14 protein-coding genes are annotated in these 16022 nt (G+C 49.2%); 11 read left to right on the top strand and 3 right to left on the bottom strand.

The annotated features are described in order from the left end of the window. Nucleotides 1-5: 5 nt before the first annotated feature. The 4 genes from CHH60_RS11695 (at nucleotide 6) to glsA (ending at nucleotide 4005) form a co-directional block, all read left to right on the top strand. A complete protein-coding gene (locus tag CHH60_RS11695; protein WP_095359341.1) occupies nucleotides 6-797 on the top strand; it encodes a LytR/AlgR family response regulator transcription factor in 792 nt (263 codons plus the stop codon). A gap of 210 nt (nucleotides 798-1007) precedes the next feature. After that, on the top strand, nucleotides 1008-2249 hold the full coding sequence (locus CHH60_RS11690; RefSeq protein WP_095359397.1) for an L-lactate MFS transporter: 1242 nt from the start codon (nucleotides 1008-1010) through the stop codon (nucleotides 2247-2249). Nucleotides 2250-2467: 218 nt separating this feature from the next. Beyond that, nucleotides 2468-2950 (top strand): GNAT family N-acetyltransferase, encoded by a 483-nt coding sequence (locus CHH60_RS11685; RefSeq protein WP_095359340.1) that lies wholly within the window; start codon nucleotides 2468-2470, stop codon nucleotides 2948-2950. A gap of 113 nt (nucleotides 2951-3063) precedes the next feature. Then, nucleotides 3064-4005 carry a glutaminase A gene (glsA, locus tag CHH60_RS11680; RefSeq protein ID WP_095359339.1) on the top strand — a complete coding sequence of 314 codons (942 nt, stop codon included), beginning with the start codon at nucleotides 3064-3066 and terminating at the stop codon, nucleotides 4003-4005. Nucleotides 4006-4258: 253 nt separating this feature from the next. On the opposite strand, the gene CHH60_RS11675 is transcribed toward glsA, so the two are convergent. Beyond that, entirely contained in the window at nucleotides 4259-4600 is a 342-nt protein-coding gene (locus CHH60_RS11675) for a YolD-like family protein (protein ID WP_095359338.1), read from the bottom strand. Beyond that, a complete protein-coding gene (locus CHH60_RS11670) occupies nucleotides 4597-5841 on the bottom strand; it encodes a DNA polymerase IV (RefSeq protein ID WP_095359337.1) in 1245 nt (414 codons plus the stop codon). The genes CHH60_RS11675 and CHH60_RS11670 overlap by 4 nt, the downstream gene beginning before the upstream one ends. Nucleotides 5842-6497: 656 nt before the next feature. Here CHH60_RS11670 and CHH60_RS29770 point away from each other — a divergent pair. The 7 genes from CHH60_RS29770 (at nucleotide 6498) to CHH60_RS11640 (ending at nucleotide 14860) form a co-directional block, all read left to right on the top strand. Beyond that, on the top strand, nucleotides 6498-6638 hold the full coding sequence (locus CHH60_RS29770) for a hypothetical protein (protein ID WP_176476036.1): 141 nt from the start codon (nucleotides 6498-6500) through the stop codon (nucleotides 6636-6638). A 65-nt stretch (nucleotides 6639-6703) separates the two neighbouring features. Next, nucleotides 6704-8929 carry a hypothetical protein gene (locus CHH60_RS11665; RefSeq protein ID WP_095359336.1) on the top strand — a complete coding sequence of 742 codons (2226 nt, stop codon included), beginning with the start codon at nucleotides 6704-6706 and terminating at the stop codon, nucleotides 8927-8929. A gap of 26 nt (nucleotides 8930-8955) precedes the next feature. Beyond that, nucleotides 8956-10164, top strand: coding sequence for a HEAT repeat domain-containing protein (locus tag CHH60_RS11660; protein WP_095359335.1), 1209 nt, complete (start codon nucleotides 8956-8958; stop codon nucleotides 10162-10164). A 22-nt stretch (nucleotides 10165-10186) separates the two neighbouring features. Continuing rightward, entirely contained in the window at nucleotides 10187-11584 is a 1398-nt protein-coding gene (locus CHH60_RS11655) for a glycosyltransferase family 2 protein (RefSeq protein WP_176476035.1), read from the top strand. 107 nt (nucleotides 11585-11691) lie between these two features. Further along, a complete protein-coding gene (locus tag CHH60_RS11650; RefSeq protein WP_095359334.1) occupies nucleotides 11692-12498 on the top strand; it encodes a response regulator in 807 nt (268 codons plus the stop codon). 62 nt (nucleotides 12499-12560) lie between these two features. Continuing rightward, on the top strand, nucleotides 12561-13928 hold the full coding sequence (locus CHH60_RS11645; protein ID WP_095359333.1) for a nucleotide sugar dehydrogenase: 1368 nt from the start codon (nucleotides 12561-12563) through the stop codon (nucleotides 13926-13928). A gap of 26 nt (nucleotides 13929-13954) precedes the next feature. Then, the gene (locus CHH60_RS11640) at nucleotides 13955-14860 is read left to right on the top strand and encodes a hypothetical protein (RefSeq protein WP_255247898.1); all 906 of its coding nucleotides are present in this window, start codon (nucleotides 13955-13957) and stop codon (nucleotides 14858-14860) included. A gap of 102 nt (nucleotides 14861-14962) precedes the next feature. Here the strand turns inward: CHH60_RS11640 and CHH60_RS11635 are convergent, their stop codons facing one another. Continuing rightward, nucleotides 14963-15835 (bottom strand): helix-turn-helix transcriptional regulator, encoded by an 873-nt coding sequence (locus CHH60_RS11635; RefSeq protein ID WP_095359331.1) that lies wholly within the window; start codon nucleotides 15833-15835, stop codon nucleotides 14963-14965. Nucleotides 15836-16022 lie beyond the last annotated feature (187 nt).

The raw sequence follows: 16022 nt of genomic DNA, 5'->3' as shown, positions 1-16022 counted from the left end.
GGTCTATGAGAGCCCTTATCGTGGAAGATGAAATTCCTGCAAGTGAAGAATTGAATTATTTGATCCAGGAACATAGTGAGATTGAAGTGGTTGCCTGCCTGGAAGATGGACTGGATGTACTAAAATTTCTGCAGGAGCAGGAAGTCGACGTTATTTTTCTCGATATTAACATTCCATCTCTGGACGGCATGATGCTGGCCCATCATATTGGGAAGTTCGCCAGTAAGCCTTATATCGTCTTTACGACTGCTTATAAGGAGCATGCAGCTGAGGCATTCGAGCTAGAAGCCTTTGACTACATTCTGAAGCCTTATGATGAGAAACGAATTGCCGCCATGCTGCTCAAGCTGGAGAATGCCTTCAAACGCGATCATGCGGGAGAGGGATTGGTTGAACATGTGCAGGCTCAAGTGACGGATGACACTTCCGTACAAGGATCACCGCCAAAAGCATCAGTCGCCGGAAGTGGAATACGAATTAACCTGCTGCGAAACGAGAACATTATCGTAACGGATACAGCCGACATTTATTATGCGGAAGCACAAGAGAAAGTAACAAAGGTGTATACCAAAAATGGTGAGTTTACGATGCCAGTGAGCATTTCGGATTTTCATGGCCGACTGCCTCAGGAGTCCTTTTTCCGCTGTCACCGTTCTTACCTGGTCAATCTGTCTCAAATTCGTGAAATTGTACCCTGGTTTAACAATACCTATCTGCTCCGTCTGCGCGATTTGGAAGCGGAAGTGCCGGTTAGCCGGGGGAAGGTCAAGGAATTCAGGCAGCTCATGCGCATATAGAGGCATTTCATTCCGTCTATGGTGCAACTCATGCTTAAATCGGTGTTATGAATCCCCTTTCATGTATGATTAGCTTGTGAACGCATTCAAAGCAGCATTGTCATTCACCAAATGATGGACAATGTGCTCAGACATGACATCGGCAAAGGGGAGATCACGATGAAAGCAGCTATTTCATCAGCACCTAATTCAGCATCGACATCCATAAAAATGAATCGTTGGCTTATTGTACTGGGAACAATTATTGTACAAATGGGCCTTGGAACCATCTACACCTGGAGTTTATTTAATCAACCGCTGTCTGACCGTTTCGGATGGGACGTCAGCTCGGTCGCGATAACTTTTTCGATCACGAGTTTTGCACTCGCATTTGCTACGCTGTTTGCAGGCCGTTTGCAGGAACGATGGGGACTTCAGCGCCTGATCCGTGTTGCAGGGATTGTTCTTGGTCTGGGACTGGTGCTCAGTTCTCAGGTTACTTCATTAACATTGCTCTACATTTTGGCGGGATTCGTGGTTGGGTTCGCAGACGGGACCGCATACATTACATCGTTATCCAACTTGATCAAATGGTTTCCGGAACGCAAAGGTCTCATCTCGGGTATTTCCGTCGGTGCTTTTGGTACAGGCAGTCTGTTGTTTAAATATGTGAACTCGGCATTGATAGGTGCTGTAGGACCTGCTCAGGCATTTATGTATTGGGGTATCATCGTCCTGGTCCTGATTGTGGCCGGATCTTTCCTGATTCGTGAAGCCGTTGTTCGTGAACAGGCTCCCGTTAGCAAGACTGAAGGGGCGAAGCAGGAAGAAGTTATTCGTCATCAGTACACGGTAAAAGAAATGCTTCGCACCAAAGAAGCGTATATGCTGTTCGTTATTTTCTTCACGGCTTGTATGAGCGGATTGTATCTGATCGGTATTGTCAAAGACATTGGCGTACAACTGGCAGGTCTTGACGTGGCTACCGCCGCGAATGCCGTAGCGATGGTTGCGATCTTTAATACGGCAGGGCGTATCATTCTGGGGGCCTTGTCGGACAAAGTAGGCCGGATGAAAGTGATTGCCGGGGCACTGCTGGTTACAGCAGTTGCCGTCATGATACTAAGCCTCGTTCCGCTGACCTATGGCGTGTTCTTCGCCTGCGTGGCTGCAGTTGCGTTCTGTTTCGGTGGTAACATTACCGTATTTCCGGCGATTGTCGCGGATTACTTCGGACTGAAAAATCAGAGCAAAAACTATGGCGTCATCTATCAGGGATTTGGAATTGGAGCCCTGGCTGGATCCTTTATCAGTGCCCTGCTGGGCGGATTCCATCTGACGTTTATCGTTATTGCCATCCTCTGTGCTGTTTCCCTGCTGCTTGCCTTGATGATTACACCTCCGGGTCAAAATCGTCGTACACGTCAGCATGAGGGTCAAATGAGTCTCAAACCTTCATCCCGGGCAAGCTGAGTGAATTCGAATCTTGAATATCGTTATAATTTAATGTTCTATGTTAAATAAATGAATGGCGGTCTCTGCGGAGGCCGCTTTTTTCAATAGGGTTAGGGGAATACTACTGGTTGGTAGTAGATCGCTTGGGGGCAGCGTGCATTGTATCCTGTGCTTCTGCTATACTCTAGGTGAATTAAAGGACAACAACATCTGTTCGGAGCTGGAGGAGGATTTCGATGAACTTCGTTAAATATGCTGAACCTGATTTTGCAGACTATTATGCTCTGGTTTCCAATATGGAAGTCATGAAACAAATTACAGAACGTACGCTCCCGGAGGATGAAGCGAAGAACCAATTCCGGTCCATGCTTGATTATAATCTGGGATCCAGCTGCGGATATTACCGAGTATCAGATGCAAATGGAGCTGGGCTGGCTTACGCAAAACTCATTCCGGATGAAACCGATTCGTCCCGAGCAGAGATGGGCTATATGGTTTTGCCTGAATACTGGGGCCAAGGTCATGGCACGTCCATTGCGTCGCGTCTCATTTTAAAAGCACAGGCGGCGGGAATTGGTGTGCTCTACGCGATCATTGACCCATCCAACGTGGCATCCCGCCGAATATTAACCAGACAGAACTTTGTATCGACACGGACAGGCGATATGGAAGGACTCCCCGGCGAGATTCTGGAATTAAACCTTAGGGTGCGTCGGTAACCGATCATGCCATAAGGGTAATGATATATACACATTCTGCTTATACCTGGCAATGGGGCTCATACGGCTTGGAATGATGCAGAATGCTGCACAGAGATATGGAGGGGATGGAGATGAGCAATACGGTAATGGAGCGTCTGAACGAATTACTGCCGGAATGGCTGGAGACCAGTCGTCTGCATACAGGGCAGGGAAAGGTCGCTTCCTATATCCCGGAGCTGGTCAAGGCATCACAGGATGAGCTGGGCATACATATTATGGACCCCGAAGGCAATCATGTGTCTGCCGGGGATTGCGGTGTACCCTTTACGATGCAGAGCATCTCCAAAGTGTTTACCCTAATTCTGGCCCTAATGGATCACGGGGAAGAAGCGGTTTTCTTTAATGTAGGAAAAGAACCTACGGGTGACGATTACAATTCGATGATCAAACTTGAGCTGGTTGAACCGGGTATCCCGTTTAATCCGCTGATCAATGCAGGAGCCATAACGGTCTCCTCCCTGGTCGCGGGAGACTGTAAGGAAGAGAAATCAAGGCGAATTCTGGAGTTTTTCCGCAAGCTCGCGAACAATGATCGGCTGGACTATAACGAAGAGGTCTTCCGGTCCGAATCGGAGACAGGTCACTTGAACCGTTCGCTGGCTTACTTTTTGAAGCATAATGGTGTAATCAAGGAAGATGTGGAAGATGTGCTCTGTGTCTATTTCCGTCACTGCTCGATCGAGGTGACTTGTGCGGATCTGGCGCGTATGGCTCTGGTGCTTGCTCATGATGGCACAGACCCGATTACCGGAAATGAGCTCATTCCACGCCGTTATGTACAGATTGCCAAAACCTTCATGACGACGTGCGGTATGTATAACGCATCGGGTGAATTTGCCATTGAAGTCGGGCTGCCTGCCAAGAGCGGAGTATCCGGCGGAATTATCACCCTTGTTCCTGGCCAGTTTGGCATTGGTCTTGTAGGACCGGCACTGAATCGAAAAGGGAACAGCATTGCGGGCGTACATTTGCTGGAGCGCCTTTCCAAGGAATTTGACTGGAGTCTTTTCTAAAGATTTCCCCATATACCCACCAAAATGGCCGATGAATCACATATCGGTCATTTTGCTTCTTTGGGCCGAAGGCAGCTTCGGCGAGAATGGGTGTTTGGATACCTGAGAAGGCCATATTGAAGTGTAGGAAAACGGTCCTGCATGCATCAATTCGGCTGCATCTAATGCGGAATATTCGCTAATTAGAGTTGGTGAAGTGAGTAGTTCCTATTGCCGATATAAGCTTGAGCGTTGGAACTTGTTATCTGCTGCGTCATTCATTCGCCGGTGTCACATTGGTAATCAGATTCATCTGAACGTCCCGGGTCCCGTTTGATGTCAGCAGCCTTAGCGTACGTACAGTAGGGTCCAGCTTCAGTACCTGTCCAGTAAATCGGATATCGTCATGTTCATGGAACAGGGTTATGGTTACCGCATCTCCAAGCATCATTGAGTTGCTGAGCAAACGGGACATTTCTTCCGCTACCTGAGCATCCAGTGATGGACGGGTCCGGGGAGCAAGCTGTTCCTGATGAAGAATGTAAGCTTCCCGGTGTTCGGGAAGCATCATGCGCGAAGACTCAAAGAGTCCGTTTTGCTGTAGTTTTTTACTCATTTGTAATGACCTCCGATTTTATGGGAACGGTCCTGTGCCTGTGCAGACGAGCAGAGCGAGGAAGCCCGCATGATGGCGGTGTCTCCGAACTTGCGCTTGATGTCATCTGTGGCACGTTCCAGTTCTCTTTTGCGTTCACGATCATCGAACCAGGACAACTGTACTTCGGAATCAGGCACCAGCCCGGTCAGTGAGATGCTGATGCGGCGGATGGGTAATCGGTCCCAATGGCGAAGGAAGAGCACCGCGGCCGCATCATAGACTTCATCCGTAATGTTGGTTGGCTCGCTCACCTTCATCTGGCGCGAGAAGCCAGTTGGGCGGTCGTAATCCTGCCCTCGGCATCCCACGGAGACCACGTTACCCATCAGAGATTTATCCCGGGAGCGTCGACAGACGAGCTCTGCCAGCTCAAGCAGGACAACCTTGATCTCTTCCCAGGACTCATAATCTCTGGGAAGCGTCATCTGATGTCCAATGCCCTGCTGCTGATGCGTGTATGTCCCGGGTTTCACGGGTGAATCGTCCATACCGCGGGCAATGCGCCATATGACTTCACCATTTACTCCCCAGCGTTCCCTCAGTCTGGACAGAGGTGTCTGTGCCAGATCACCTATTGTACGAATACCCATGTTAGAGAGATGTTTCCCCATCCGTGAACCGACCATGAACATGTCCCGGACAGGTTTGGTCCAGATTGTTTTCTCCATGTCCTTACGATTCAGTACACAGATGCCCTCGGGGACTTTTTTGGCATATAAGTCACAGGCCATTTTGCTCACCACTTTGGTATCACTGATGCCAATCCGAATATATACGCCCGTCTCCTCCATGACCCTGGATTGGATGCTGCGAGCAATCGTCTCCGGACTGCCGAACAGCTCCAGGCTTCCGGTGACATCGATAAACTGCTCATCAATACTGTAAGGCTCAACAAGGTCAGTGTAGGACTGAAGAATCCGGGTGATGTGCAGTGACACGCGAATGTATTCTTCCATCCGGGGGCGAACGACGACAACGTTCGGGCATTTGGCAAGGGCTTCACCCAGTCGCTCAGCCGTCGTAATTCCATAAGACTTGGCAATAGGGCAGGCCGCAAGGATGATGCCTGAACGGCGTGCTGGATCTCCCGCTACGACGAGGGGACGGTCTTTGTATTCGGGATGTGCCGATTTCTCCACACTGGCATAAAATGACTGGCAGTCTGCGAGCATAATGACGCGTCCATCTTTGCGGGACATAACGGGTCTCTCCTTTATTCCGTGATTCGGCTGTTCACGAACAGACAGAGCTATTCAGCCGCATATTTTATGCATTTTATTTACAGTTTGGAACATGTGTTCTTGTTTTATAAGCATATCCCGAATGCTCTAAAGCGGCAACCGGAATTTTTTTGCAAATTGGACACAATTATGGAATCCAAATAATAGAGTCAGAATTTAGGAAATAAGATGTGCTTTTTTACATTTGATGTAAGAGATTCGTGACTTCAGGGTGATGACCCGGTGTTCATTTCGTTTTTTGTAAAAGTAATATAAATGGGCACAGTCCTATAAGGGGGGACTGATGTCCTTTTTTGCTTTTCTGCACTTTTCAGAAAACCTTGCCAGGCCGCGGGTTTTCACTGATGCGTTATCGGACTATAGTATCAATTTTGTAATCTTTATGGTTAATACTGTAAAAACGTCCGCAACTTTAACATATGACTTGCGTTTAAAGGGGTAAGTGTTCAAGCTGAAACAGCTGCTGCATACCGCGTTGCATATAACTTTAACGGGTAGAGAACTGCAACAGGTCAAGGCGTTTACAATTAGGTTTTAACCATCTCAAATGGTATTCATGAAGCAGAGAAGTCAGACAGGCTTTTAAAGCAAGTTCATGGCCATTTTTACGAATTATGGGCAGAATGTTGCATTCCACGTTTGCTTCCATCAGCCTAGTTACAAATGCAGAGTATTGGCGCTATAGTGAGAACACACCGCTGGCATCTCTACCCGGAGCGGACATCCAAGCAGATGAATGGCTGCATGTCTGTTAGCTTTAATTTCAGATTCAGACCATAACAGGCAGGATGCATAATAGAGAGGTGAGCAATCAGGAGCCATGAGCAGACGAAGAAGAAAGCGCTGGATGCTAACGATGTTGACGGGAGCTGTTGTACTGACCGGTGGAATATTGGCCGGCTGGCAATACATGCAGCCCCAGCTCGTTACCTACACAGCCGAGAATGGCACGGAGATGAAATTCAAGACCGAGGGAGACCGGTTCATGGAATACGGGCCCGATGGAACATGGAGGGAGATGTTCGTTAAGGGCGTCAACCTGGGTGCAACTTCACCGGGATATTATCCGGGAGAGTTTCCCCTGACCGAAGAGGATTACCTAAGGTGGTTCCAGCAGATTCAGGAGATGGGGGCCAATGTCATACGGGTGTATACGGTCCACGAACCGATTTTTTACTCAGCATTGGTCGATTATAACCGTGGCCGGGAGCAGCCGTTATATTTTATACAGGGTATATGGTCGCCGGAAGAAGAGTTGATTGAGAAGCAGGACGCTTATGCTGATCACATTGAACAGACGTTCAAGCAGGAGATTGAAAAAGCGGTAACCGCGGTATATGGGGATGCGGATATTCCCGAGAAGGCCGGAGCCTCCAGCGGCAAGTACAAGAAGAATGCCGGTAAATATCTGATGGCCTGGCATGTTGGCACCGAGTGGGATCCCACGATGGTAGACAACACAAATGAAAAACATCCCGATGTTCCGCAATACAAGGGCGTTCATTTTTCCGGGACAGCAGATGCCTCACCTTTCGAGAATTGGTTGGCCGAGCTGCTGGACTATACAGCCGTTCTGGAGAAAAAGTATGGATGGGAACATCCGATGACGTTCACCAATTGGGTGACAACCGATGTGCTGGAACATCCAGGCGAACCATTGTTTGAAGAGGACCTCGTCAGTGTGGATGCCCGTCATATTCAGCCGGAGGAATGGCAGGGAGGATATTTTGCAGCATACCATGTGTATCCCTACTATCCGGATTTATTCCATACGGACCAGACCCTTCAAACGATCAAGGATGCAAACGGCGAGTACAACACGTACAAAAGCTATTTACGCAAGCTTAAAGCCGAGTTTTCCGATATGCCTGTAATGGTTACAGAGTATGGTGTACCTTCTTCCCTGGGGATCTCTCATCTAGGTATGGGAGGAAGGGATCAGGGTGGACATAACGAGGCCGAACAAGGAGCCATTGACGCTTCACTGACTCAGGATATCTATGACGAAGGGTATGCGGGAGCGATTCTGTTCATGTGGCAGGATGAATGGTTCAAGAAAACCTGGAACACGATGCCTTTCGAAATTCCTGCGGATCGGCGGGCCTACTGGCTAAATGTGCTAACCAACGAGAAAATGTTCGGTCTGCTCGCCATGGACCCGGGCAAACAGGAACAGCTGACCATCGACGGGAAACTGGATGACTGGGCTGCACTGAACGAAGAAGAAGTTACGGTATGGCAGGGAAAAGTGGACGGCATTCAGGAAATGAAGCTGACCCACGACGAGGCTTACCTGTACATTGGGATGACGCTGGACCAGCCATTTGATCCAGATAAAACGATGCTCCGCATAGGGACGGATACACTGGCAGGCGGCAATCAGCCTGGCAAGCGGCTTCCGGAACGAACGCTAAGTGATGGTCTCGAAACAGTCATCACGCTGGGACAGGATGATGAATCCCAGGTAGAGATCGCCAAGGATTATGATTTTAACCAGCGTCTGTACGGCAAGGAAGGATACGATATGCTGCCGGACAAGCAAGGAAATGAAGCTGATCCCTTCCATCCATGGAATTTGGCAGTCAGCCTGAGGATGACGCCGCCGGATACCCGGTCCGCTCATCCGTTTATGAATGAAAAAGTGGGTATCCTGAAGCGGGGAACTACGGCTCCCGGACAGTCCGACACAGATTCATTGACGACCTGGCAGTATGACGGCAATCAAGTGGAGATGCGAATTCCCTGGATGCTGCTTGGGTTTGGTGACCCAAGCTCACTGCAAGTGATCGATTATGGACCCCTGCAGGAAGGACGGGTGTTTAAGACGGTGAAGACCGAAGGCATAACGCTGGTTCCATGGTTAATGGACCGATCGACGGGCAGCGTAGCCTGGCCTGCAGGTGATCAGACCACGCTGGATTTGAAAACCCTGCCTGTGTATAGCTGGCAGCCTTGGGAACAGGTGAAATACAGTGAACGACTGAAGCTGAGTTACGAAGAAATGAAGAAAGTCTTTGAACAAATTCCTAGTTCTCAGATGAATTAAATGAGTATAAAGGAGGACCTTTTCACATGTTTTCGAGTTTGGCTTTGGCCTATCTATTTTTATACATCTGTATAGCGCTCGTCGCTCTGGGTGTGATCCTGCTGTTTGCCATGAAAGTGTCCCATAACGGCAAACGGCGTAAGATTGAATTCTACAAACAAAAGCAGCGGGATTACTTCACGTATCTGCAAACGGCACTGACTGAAGGTCGTCCGCTGCGGTTGCCTCCTGGCAAGCTGGCTCCGATTGAACGACAGGTGATTCAGAGCAAGCTCATTGAGTGGATTGATCAATTCAAAGGAGAGTACCGTGAGAAATTGATTGCACTCTGCCGTGAGGCAGGATTCGTAGAGCATGATCTGAAAGAACTGGGCCGGCTGCGTTATGGTCGGCAGATCGATGCAGCTTACCGATTGGGCGGCATGCGCTGTCCCGAAGCCGTTCCGGGTTTAATGGAATTGCTCAAGGATGAGAAGCCTGGACCGATGGCATTCGTGATTGGACGTTCCATTGCGAGAAGCACCACCCGTCAGGGTGAATTGAAGGACATGCTTGAAGTGTTATTGACCAAAGGGAAGTCGATTCATCATCTGGCTGCGGACATTTTGCTTGAGACCAGTCTGGATACGAGCAGACTTCTGATTGAGTTGCTGGAAGACCGCAATCCAGATTTTGTGAAGGTTGGACTTGTCGCCATGTGGGGACAAGCAGTACCGGAGGTCATGCCGGCACTCGACCGGTTGGTCGGTGCAGAGCATCAGGATGTACGGGCGGAAGCGGTGAAGCTGTATCTGAGCGCAAGTCCGGCACTTCAGGATGAGACGATTCTGAAGCTGATGAAGGATGCTGACCCGGAAGTGCGGGCGGAAGTCGTTCAGGCGCTCGGTTCGAAGCATGCGGCAGGCAGCATTCCACTGCTGCGCAAAGCGCTGCGTGATGAAGACTGGCGAGTGCGCTATAACAGTGCTGAGAGCTTGAGCATGCTGGGCGAACCCGGATTCGAAGCTTTGTGTCAGGCAGCGGTACAAGGTACCGGTGTTGAACGCGAGATTGCCATGCAGCAAATTGAGAGCACGATGAAGCAATCCGGAGCCGATCACAAAGCGGTAGACCAGATGATTGTGCATAACAAGAGAAGACTGCTCTATGATCAATATTTTGCCCCTGTACCGGGTAACCGAACAACGAAGAGACGCACCGGTGTGGCTGCGGTAGGAGGGGATTACACTGCTTAGAGATCTGTTATTGATTTATGGCATGGTAGCCATCTACTATGTCGTTGCTGTAAATGCGCTGTATTTTTCCATTCTGGCGCTATCATTCCGTAACATCTGGACCATTTTCAGACGGTCCCATTATTCCAAATACAACACATTGTCAGGATCGGAGTTGGTGCCTTCAGTATCCCTGCTGGTGCCTGCTTACAATGAAGAATTGACGATTATTGAAAATGTGAACTGTCTGATGACGCTGAATTACCCAACGTACGAAGTCATCGTGGTGAATGACGGTTCTAGTGACAGTACCCTGAAAGTTCTGCTGAAGGAATACCGTCTAAAACCTGTACCGGATACCAAGATCCGTGGCAAAATTCCTTGTCAAACCATTCGCGGGATATACCACAATCCGGAATTCCCGGATCTGTACGTGATCGATAAGGAAAATGGCGGAAAGGCAGACTCGCTGAATGCGGGAATTAACCTGTCACACTATCCGCTGATTTCTTCCATTGATGCCGACTCTTTGCTGGAAAAGGATGCCTTGATTCGCATGGCACGCATGTATATGGAAAATCCCGAAGAGACCGTGGCGATTGGCGGAGATGTTCGCATAGCGAATGGCTGCAAAATCGAAAACGGAGCTGTTCAGGATGTCTCCCTGCCGCGCAAAATGTGGCCGATGTTCCAATCCATTGAATATCTCAAAGCCTTTCTGGGTGGACGAATTGGCTGGAGCCATATGAACGGACTGATCATCGTGTCGGGTGCCTTCGGCATGTTCCGCAAGGATGCTGTTATTGCCGTTGGTGGGTACCGGGATGGTTATCCGGGGGAAGACATGAACATTATCATCAAGCTTCATCGCTATATGCTGGAAAATAAATTGAAATACCGCGTAGCCTTTTGTCCTGAAGCTGTTTGCTGGACACAGGCACCGGATTCCTACCGCATTTTGTCCAGTCAGCGTAAGCGCTGGGGACGCGGGAATCTGAAGAACATGCTGGAGAACCGCGGCATGCTGTTCAACCCAAAATATAAGGTGATGGGCATGCTGACCATGCCGTACAACGTCATATTTGAAGCACTCAACCCTTATTTCCGGATTACCGGTCTGATCGCTCTTGCTGGTTATGTGCTGCTTGATATGACGCAGTGGCCGATTCTTGTTCTGTTCGGATTGCTGAACTTCGTGAGCGGTTATCTGCTGAGCGTAGGAGCATTGATTCTGGAAGAAATTGCGTTCCGGAGATACAACAAGCTGTCTGATCTGGTCAAAATGCTGGTTTACTCTGCTCTGAAATTTGTGGGTTATCACCAGCTTGGCGTTCTGTGGAGATTGCAGGGACACATTCAGTTCATGCAAAACAACAATTCATGGGGAACGATGACACGTCAGAGCTGGTCCGAGGAAGAAAAGGGAACCGAAGCTGCCTGATTCATATCTGCATCGAAGGGTGCAGGTCATAAGCAGTATTGAATTCTCACGAATAGCAATACAGCAGCAACAGAATAGATAACCAAGGGAGAAGGGTGGAAAAGAACATGCCTAATACGGCAACATTGCAGCGTGAAGCTGCCGTTAATGTGTACCTAAGTGTGGAACAGGGATTGAAGGATGCGGGTGCCGGAACATGCGGCTTAATGTTCATCCATTGTGGAGGTGTACAAGTCCAGCCGGAGCAGCAGGTCAGGAATTATCTGGAGCAAACGAGCGAGTTTGCCTTCCAGCTGTGGAAGGATGAGGCAACCCAGACGCTTGCGGTCCTGCTGCCTGGTTTGACGCTGAACGAAGTCCACTATGAAGGGCTTCGCATCAAGCATGAGCTGCAGGAGACGGTTCCTGGAGCCGAGCCGCAGATTACGCTGGCGAGCTTCAAGGATAGTGAGCGTCCTTCTCAGGCGACGATTCAGCACATGGCTGAATCGGCGAAGCTGGTTGACCCTGAGGAGATTCATATCTACACGCTGGACAATACGGCGGACGAGCCGGGCAGAATTTTGATCGTGGATAACGATCCGACAGTTCGTGAGTTTTTGCAGCTGCGCCTTAAAATGCAGGGCTATGAGACGTATGAAGCGGTAGATGGACTGGCTGCACTTGAATTGATTGAGAAGGTGTCACCTGACCTGGTACTGACTGAACTGAATCTGTATGGGATTGACGGCCTGCCGTTCATTCACCATATACAGAACCTGGAGGTCGAGCAGCCGCCGAAGATCGTTGTGCTGACCGAGCAGCGTGTTGAACAGACGATCAGCCAATGCTTCCGCAGCGGTGTGGACGATTATATGACCAAACCTTTCTCCCCAGTGGAGCTGGATGCACGTATTCGTCGCTGCCTGCACTAATAAAATTATCAACCGAACGGATTTACGGAACACTACAAATACATTAACCTGGAGGGAATATCATGGAGAATCAACAATTCCATACTTTACTGAATGCCATTGAAAACAAAGAAGCGGTGCTTGGCGTGGTCGGGCTCGGTTACGTAGGACTTCCGCTAGCCGTGGAAATGGTAAATCAAGGCTTTACGGTAATCGGTATTGACCTGGACGCGTCCAAGGTCGACAGTATCTATAATGGGGATTCCTATATTCACGATATCTCGTCCGAGGAATTGAAAAAAGTGATGCAAACAGGCCGTTTCCAGCCTACAACGGATTACAGCATGCTGCGCGTCATTGATGCATTGAGCATTTGCGTACCAACACCGCTCAGTGAGAATCAGGATCCGGATACATCCTACATCGAGACTGTGGTGGATCAGATCAAATTGCACATGAAACCGGGCATGCTGATTACGCTGGAGAGCACAACCTACCCGGGTACAACGGAAGAACTGATTCAACAAAAGCTGGACAAAATTGGCCATGAAGCCGGCAAGGACTATTTCCTCTGCTTCTCGCCTGAACGGGTGGATCCGTCCAACGGACGTTTCACCACGTACAATACGCCGAAAGTTATCGGGGGGACAACGGAAGCTTGCCTGAAACTTGGTACGGCACTGTATAGCAAGTATGTACAAACGGTTGTACCGGTATCTTCACCAAAAGTGGCGGAGATGTCCAAACTGCTGGAAAATACGTTCCGCAGCGTAAACATTGCGTTTGTAAATGAAATGGCGATGATGTGTGACCGCATGGGCATCGACATCTGGGAAGTCATTGATGCAGCGGCGACGAAGCCGTTCGGATTCATGCCGTTCTACCCAGGCCCAGGCATCGGCGGCCACTGCATACCGCTTGATCCAATGTATCTGTCCTGGAAAGCGAAAGGGTTCCGCTTCTACAGCAAATTTATCGAACTGGCACAATCGACCAATGACAACATGCCGTACTATGTTCTGAACAAAACATCAACGATTCTGAACGAATACGCCAAATCTGTTCGGAACTCCAACATCCTGCTGCTCGGCATGTCGTACAAGCCGAATATTGCAGACCTGCGTGAGTCACCTGGACTCGAAGTATATGAACTGTTCAAGGAAAGCGGAGCGAATGTCAGCTACTTCGATCCATATGCTGATTCCTTCCTTGACAAGCATGACGATACGGTGTACAGCGAAGTATTCAACCTGGAGCAATTCAAGAAATATGACTGCATTGTGCTGATTACCAACCACAGAGATCTGCCATACAGCGATATTGCCGATTTGGGTGTGCCAATTCTGGATACACGCAATGCGTTCCGGACTTACACACAGCCGCACATCTACAAAATTGGACACTCGGTTCAGCATCCTGTGCTGGAACCAAGTGAAGCGTTGCTCGTCTGAGAAATAACATGATTCGCTGGGGCAGGATGTCGGTGAGGACAAAATGGGCTCTGCTCGCGTTGACCTTTTGTTTGCTGCTGCTGCCCTGGCTGTTCAAATGGTTTTCGGCAGAGGAGAAAAAAGCGACCTGGCTATGGGATGCTTCCATCATCGCAGAACAGACCCCGGATATCATCTCCTTCTCCAAGGAGCAGGGTGTTGATGTCATTTTCCTGCAGATACAGGATGAGGTATCGGATGATACGTATCGCAAATTCATTGCGTCTGCCCAGCAGGCAGAGATCCAGGTACATGCCCTGAATGGTCATGCGGACTGGGCCTACAGGGATAAACAGGAAGAGGGACTCGCGTTTATCGAAAAAGTAAAAGCATATAATGCGGCTTCGGCCAAAAATGAACGTTTTGAGGGAATTCAGCTGGATGTTGAGCCTTATCAGCTAAAACGCTGGGAGAACGAGCAGAATAGCGTTATTGCAGAATGGAGCGACAACATGAAGGCGTGGACCAAAGCTGGTAAAGATGCCGGACTTTACATGAGCGCAGCGATCCCTTTCTGGTTGGATGCACGCGAGTCGGCAGAAGGCGGAGGCACATTCAGCCGCTGGGTGATTGATCATTTTGATGCGGTGGCCATTATGGCTTATCGAGATAGTGGTCAGCAGATGTATGATCTGTCCAAGGAAGAGCTGGACGAAGCGGATGAGCTTGGTAAGAAAGTGTGGGTTGGAGCCGAGCTGGCGGACACACATGAGGGCGATCATCTGACCTTTTTCCGGAAATCCATAAGCAATATGGACGAGGAGATCGCCAAGGTGTTTGACCTGGCCGCATCTCATTCCTCCTTTGCTGGAGTCGCTGTGCATCATTATGAAGCATGGTATGCAAAGGAAAACGGCATTCCGCTGGCTCGCAAAAGTGATGAGGAGAAGTAGCGGGTAGCTGGGAAAAGCAGACACCAAAAGGGCAAGTTTCCGATTAATGGAGACTTGCCTTTTTCTTTTGCTATTCGCTTTTTGCCGTGCTGTACTTGGAAATCAGCTTTTGGCGTTTACGCTGGTACGGTACCGATTGGGCGGCAGACCCACCTGCTTTTTGAACGCTTTGGAGAAGGAAAATAGATCCGGATAACCTACTGAATGAGCTACCTCCGTCAAGGTTAAAGGGGTTTGGACGAGCAGACGCTTGGCCTGGTCCATTTTGAGCTGCTGGATGTATTGCACCGGAGACAACCCGTACGCTTTGCGAAATTGTTTGGCAAAATGAGTTCGGTCCACCCCCGCGTGAGCAGATACGCCCTCTACCGTGATCCCTCCGGCAAAATGAATATCCATGTATTCTTTGCCTTTTTGCAGCCAGGGGATAGCCGCATCCGGCTGCAGTCCCTTGACGGCAGAGGTACGGGAAACGCGATCAAATAGACCGAGAAACCGGGTGAGGCGTCCCAGGTCACTTGCTCCCCCCTGAGGTCTGCGAACTTCCTCCATAAAAGCACGCATTCCACTAGCCGTCTCCGGAGTCAGTATACCGGAACGGTGAGGAGCATCCGGCGTGAGTCCAACCCGCGAGAGAAGTTCGGTTGCATGGGTACCATCGAAGGCGATAAAGATCTTCTGAAGCGGCTCCTTGGGATCAGTCCAATACTCATGGGTGACATGCGGAAACAGACAGAATGCATCCCGGGCTCTGAGGGGATACTGTTGTCCGTTCTGTATAAATGTACCTTCACCCTCGAGGACAAACAGCAGGTAATGATAGGGCGTTGTACGAGGGCCGATATGATAATTGTTCTTGGCGATATTGCGTCCAATTCGGATAGGCCAGGCTCCACCAGCTTTCTCGAATTCGGACGGAGTAAAAAAAATAATATCCAAAAACTCGTGGTGGTCCTCCTTCATGCTCTCCGTCATCAGGAACACCTCTTTAATATAAGTTTGATTTCTAATGTTTGTAGGTTGTTATTATTATAACCTATTATACAGGTGGGTTTTGTACATATTCAAGAATAGGATGACTTATTTCTATAAGATGACCACAAAATGACAAAATTAAAATGTCGTAAAATGACATTGATCACAGACAAATCAATTGATATGA

The organism is Paenibacillus sp. 7523-1 (assembly GCF_002276415.1).
GTDB lineage: Bacteria > Bacillota > Bacilli > Paenibacillales > Paenibacillaceae > Paenibacillus > Paenibacillus illinoisensis_A.
The sequence above is the reverse complement of the archived record's forward strand: the minus strand, read 5'-3'. Positions and strand labels throughout refer to the sequence as shown.

What these genes read in the sequence shown, in the direction of transcription:
- CHH60_RS11640 (WP_255247898.1), top strand. Translation starts at nt 13,955, where the DNA reads ATGTCGGTGAGGACAAAATGGGCTCTGCTCGCGTTGACCTTTTGTTTG.
- CHH60_RS11650 (WP_095359334.1), top strand. Translation starts at nt 11,692, where the DNA reads ATGCCTAATACGGCAACATTGCAGCGTGAAGCTGCCGTTAATGTGTAC.
- CHH60_RS11660 (WP_095359335.1), top strand. Translation starts at nt 8,956, where the DNA reads ATGTTTTCGAGTTTGGCTTTGGCCTATCTATTTTTATACATCTGTATA.
- CHH60_RS11695 (WP_095359341.1), top strand. Translation starts at nt 6, where the DNA reads ATGAGAGCCCTTATCGTGGAAGATGAAATTCCTGCAAGTGAAGAATTG.
- glsA (WP_095359339.1), top strand. Translation starts at nt 3,064, where the DNA reads ATGAGCAATACGGTAATGGAGCGTCTGAACGAATTACTGCCGGAATGG.
- CHH60_RS11690 (WP_095359397.1), top strand. Translation starts at nt 1,008, where the DNA reads ATGAATCGTTGGCTTATTGTACTGGGAACAATTATTGTACAAATGGGC.
- CHH60_RS11635 (WP_095359331.1), bottom strand. Translation starts at nt 15,835, where the DNA reads ATGACGGAGAGCATGAAGGAGGACCACCACGAGTTTTTGGATATTATT.
- CHH60_RS11645 (WP_095359333.1), top strand. Translation starts at nt 12,561, where the DNA reads ATGGAGAATCAACAATTCCATACTTTACTGAATGCCATTGAAAACAAA.
- CHH60_RS11655 (WP_176476035.1), top strand. Translation starts at nt 10,187, where the DNA reads ATGGTAGCCATCTACTATGTCGTTGCTGTAAATGCGCTGTATTTTTCC.
- CHH60_RS11665 (WP_095359336.1), top strand. Translation starts at nt 6,704, where the DNA reads ATGAGCAGACGAAGAAGAAAGCGCTGGATGCTAACGATGTTGACGGGA.
- CHH60_RS29770 (WP_176476036.1), top strand. Translation starts at nt 6,498, where the DNA reads ATGGGCAGAATGTTGCATTCCACGTTTGCTTCCATCAGCCTAGTTACA.
- CHH60_RS11670 (WP_095359337.1), bottom strand. Translation starts at nt 5,841, where the DNA reads ATGTCCCGCAAAGATGGACGCGTCATTATGCTCGCAGACTGCCAGTCA.
- CHH60_RS11675 (WP_095359338.1), bottom strand. Translation starts at nt 4,600, where the DNA reads ATGAGTAAAAAACTACAGCAAAACGGACTCTTTGAGTCTTCGCGCATG.
- CHH60_RS11685 (WP_095359340.1), top strand. Translation starts at nt 2,468, where the DNA reads ATGAACTTCGTTAAATATGCTGAACCTGATTTTGCAGACTATTATGCT.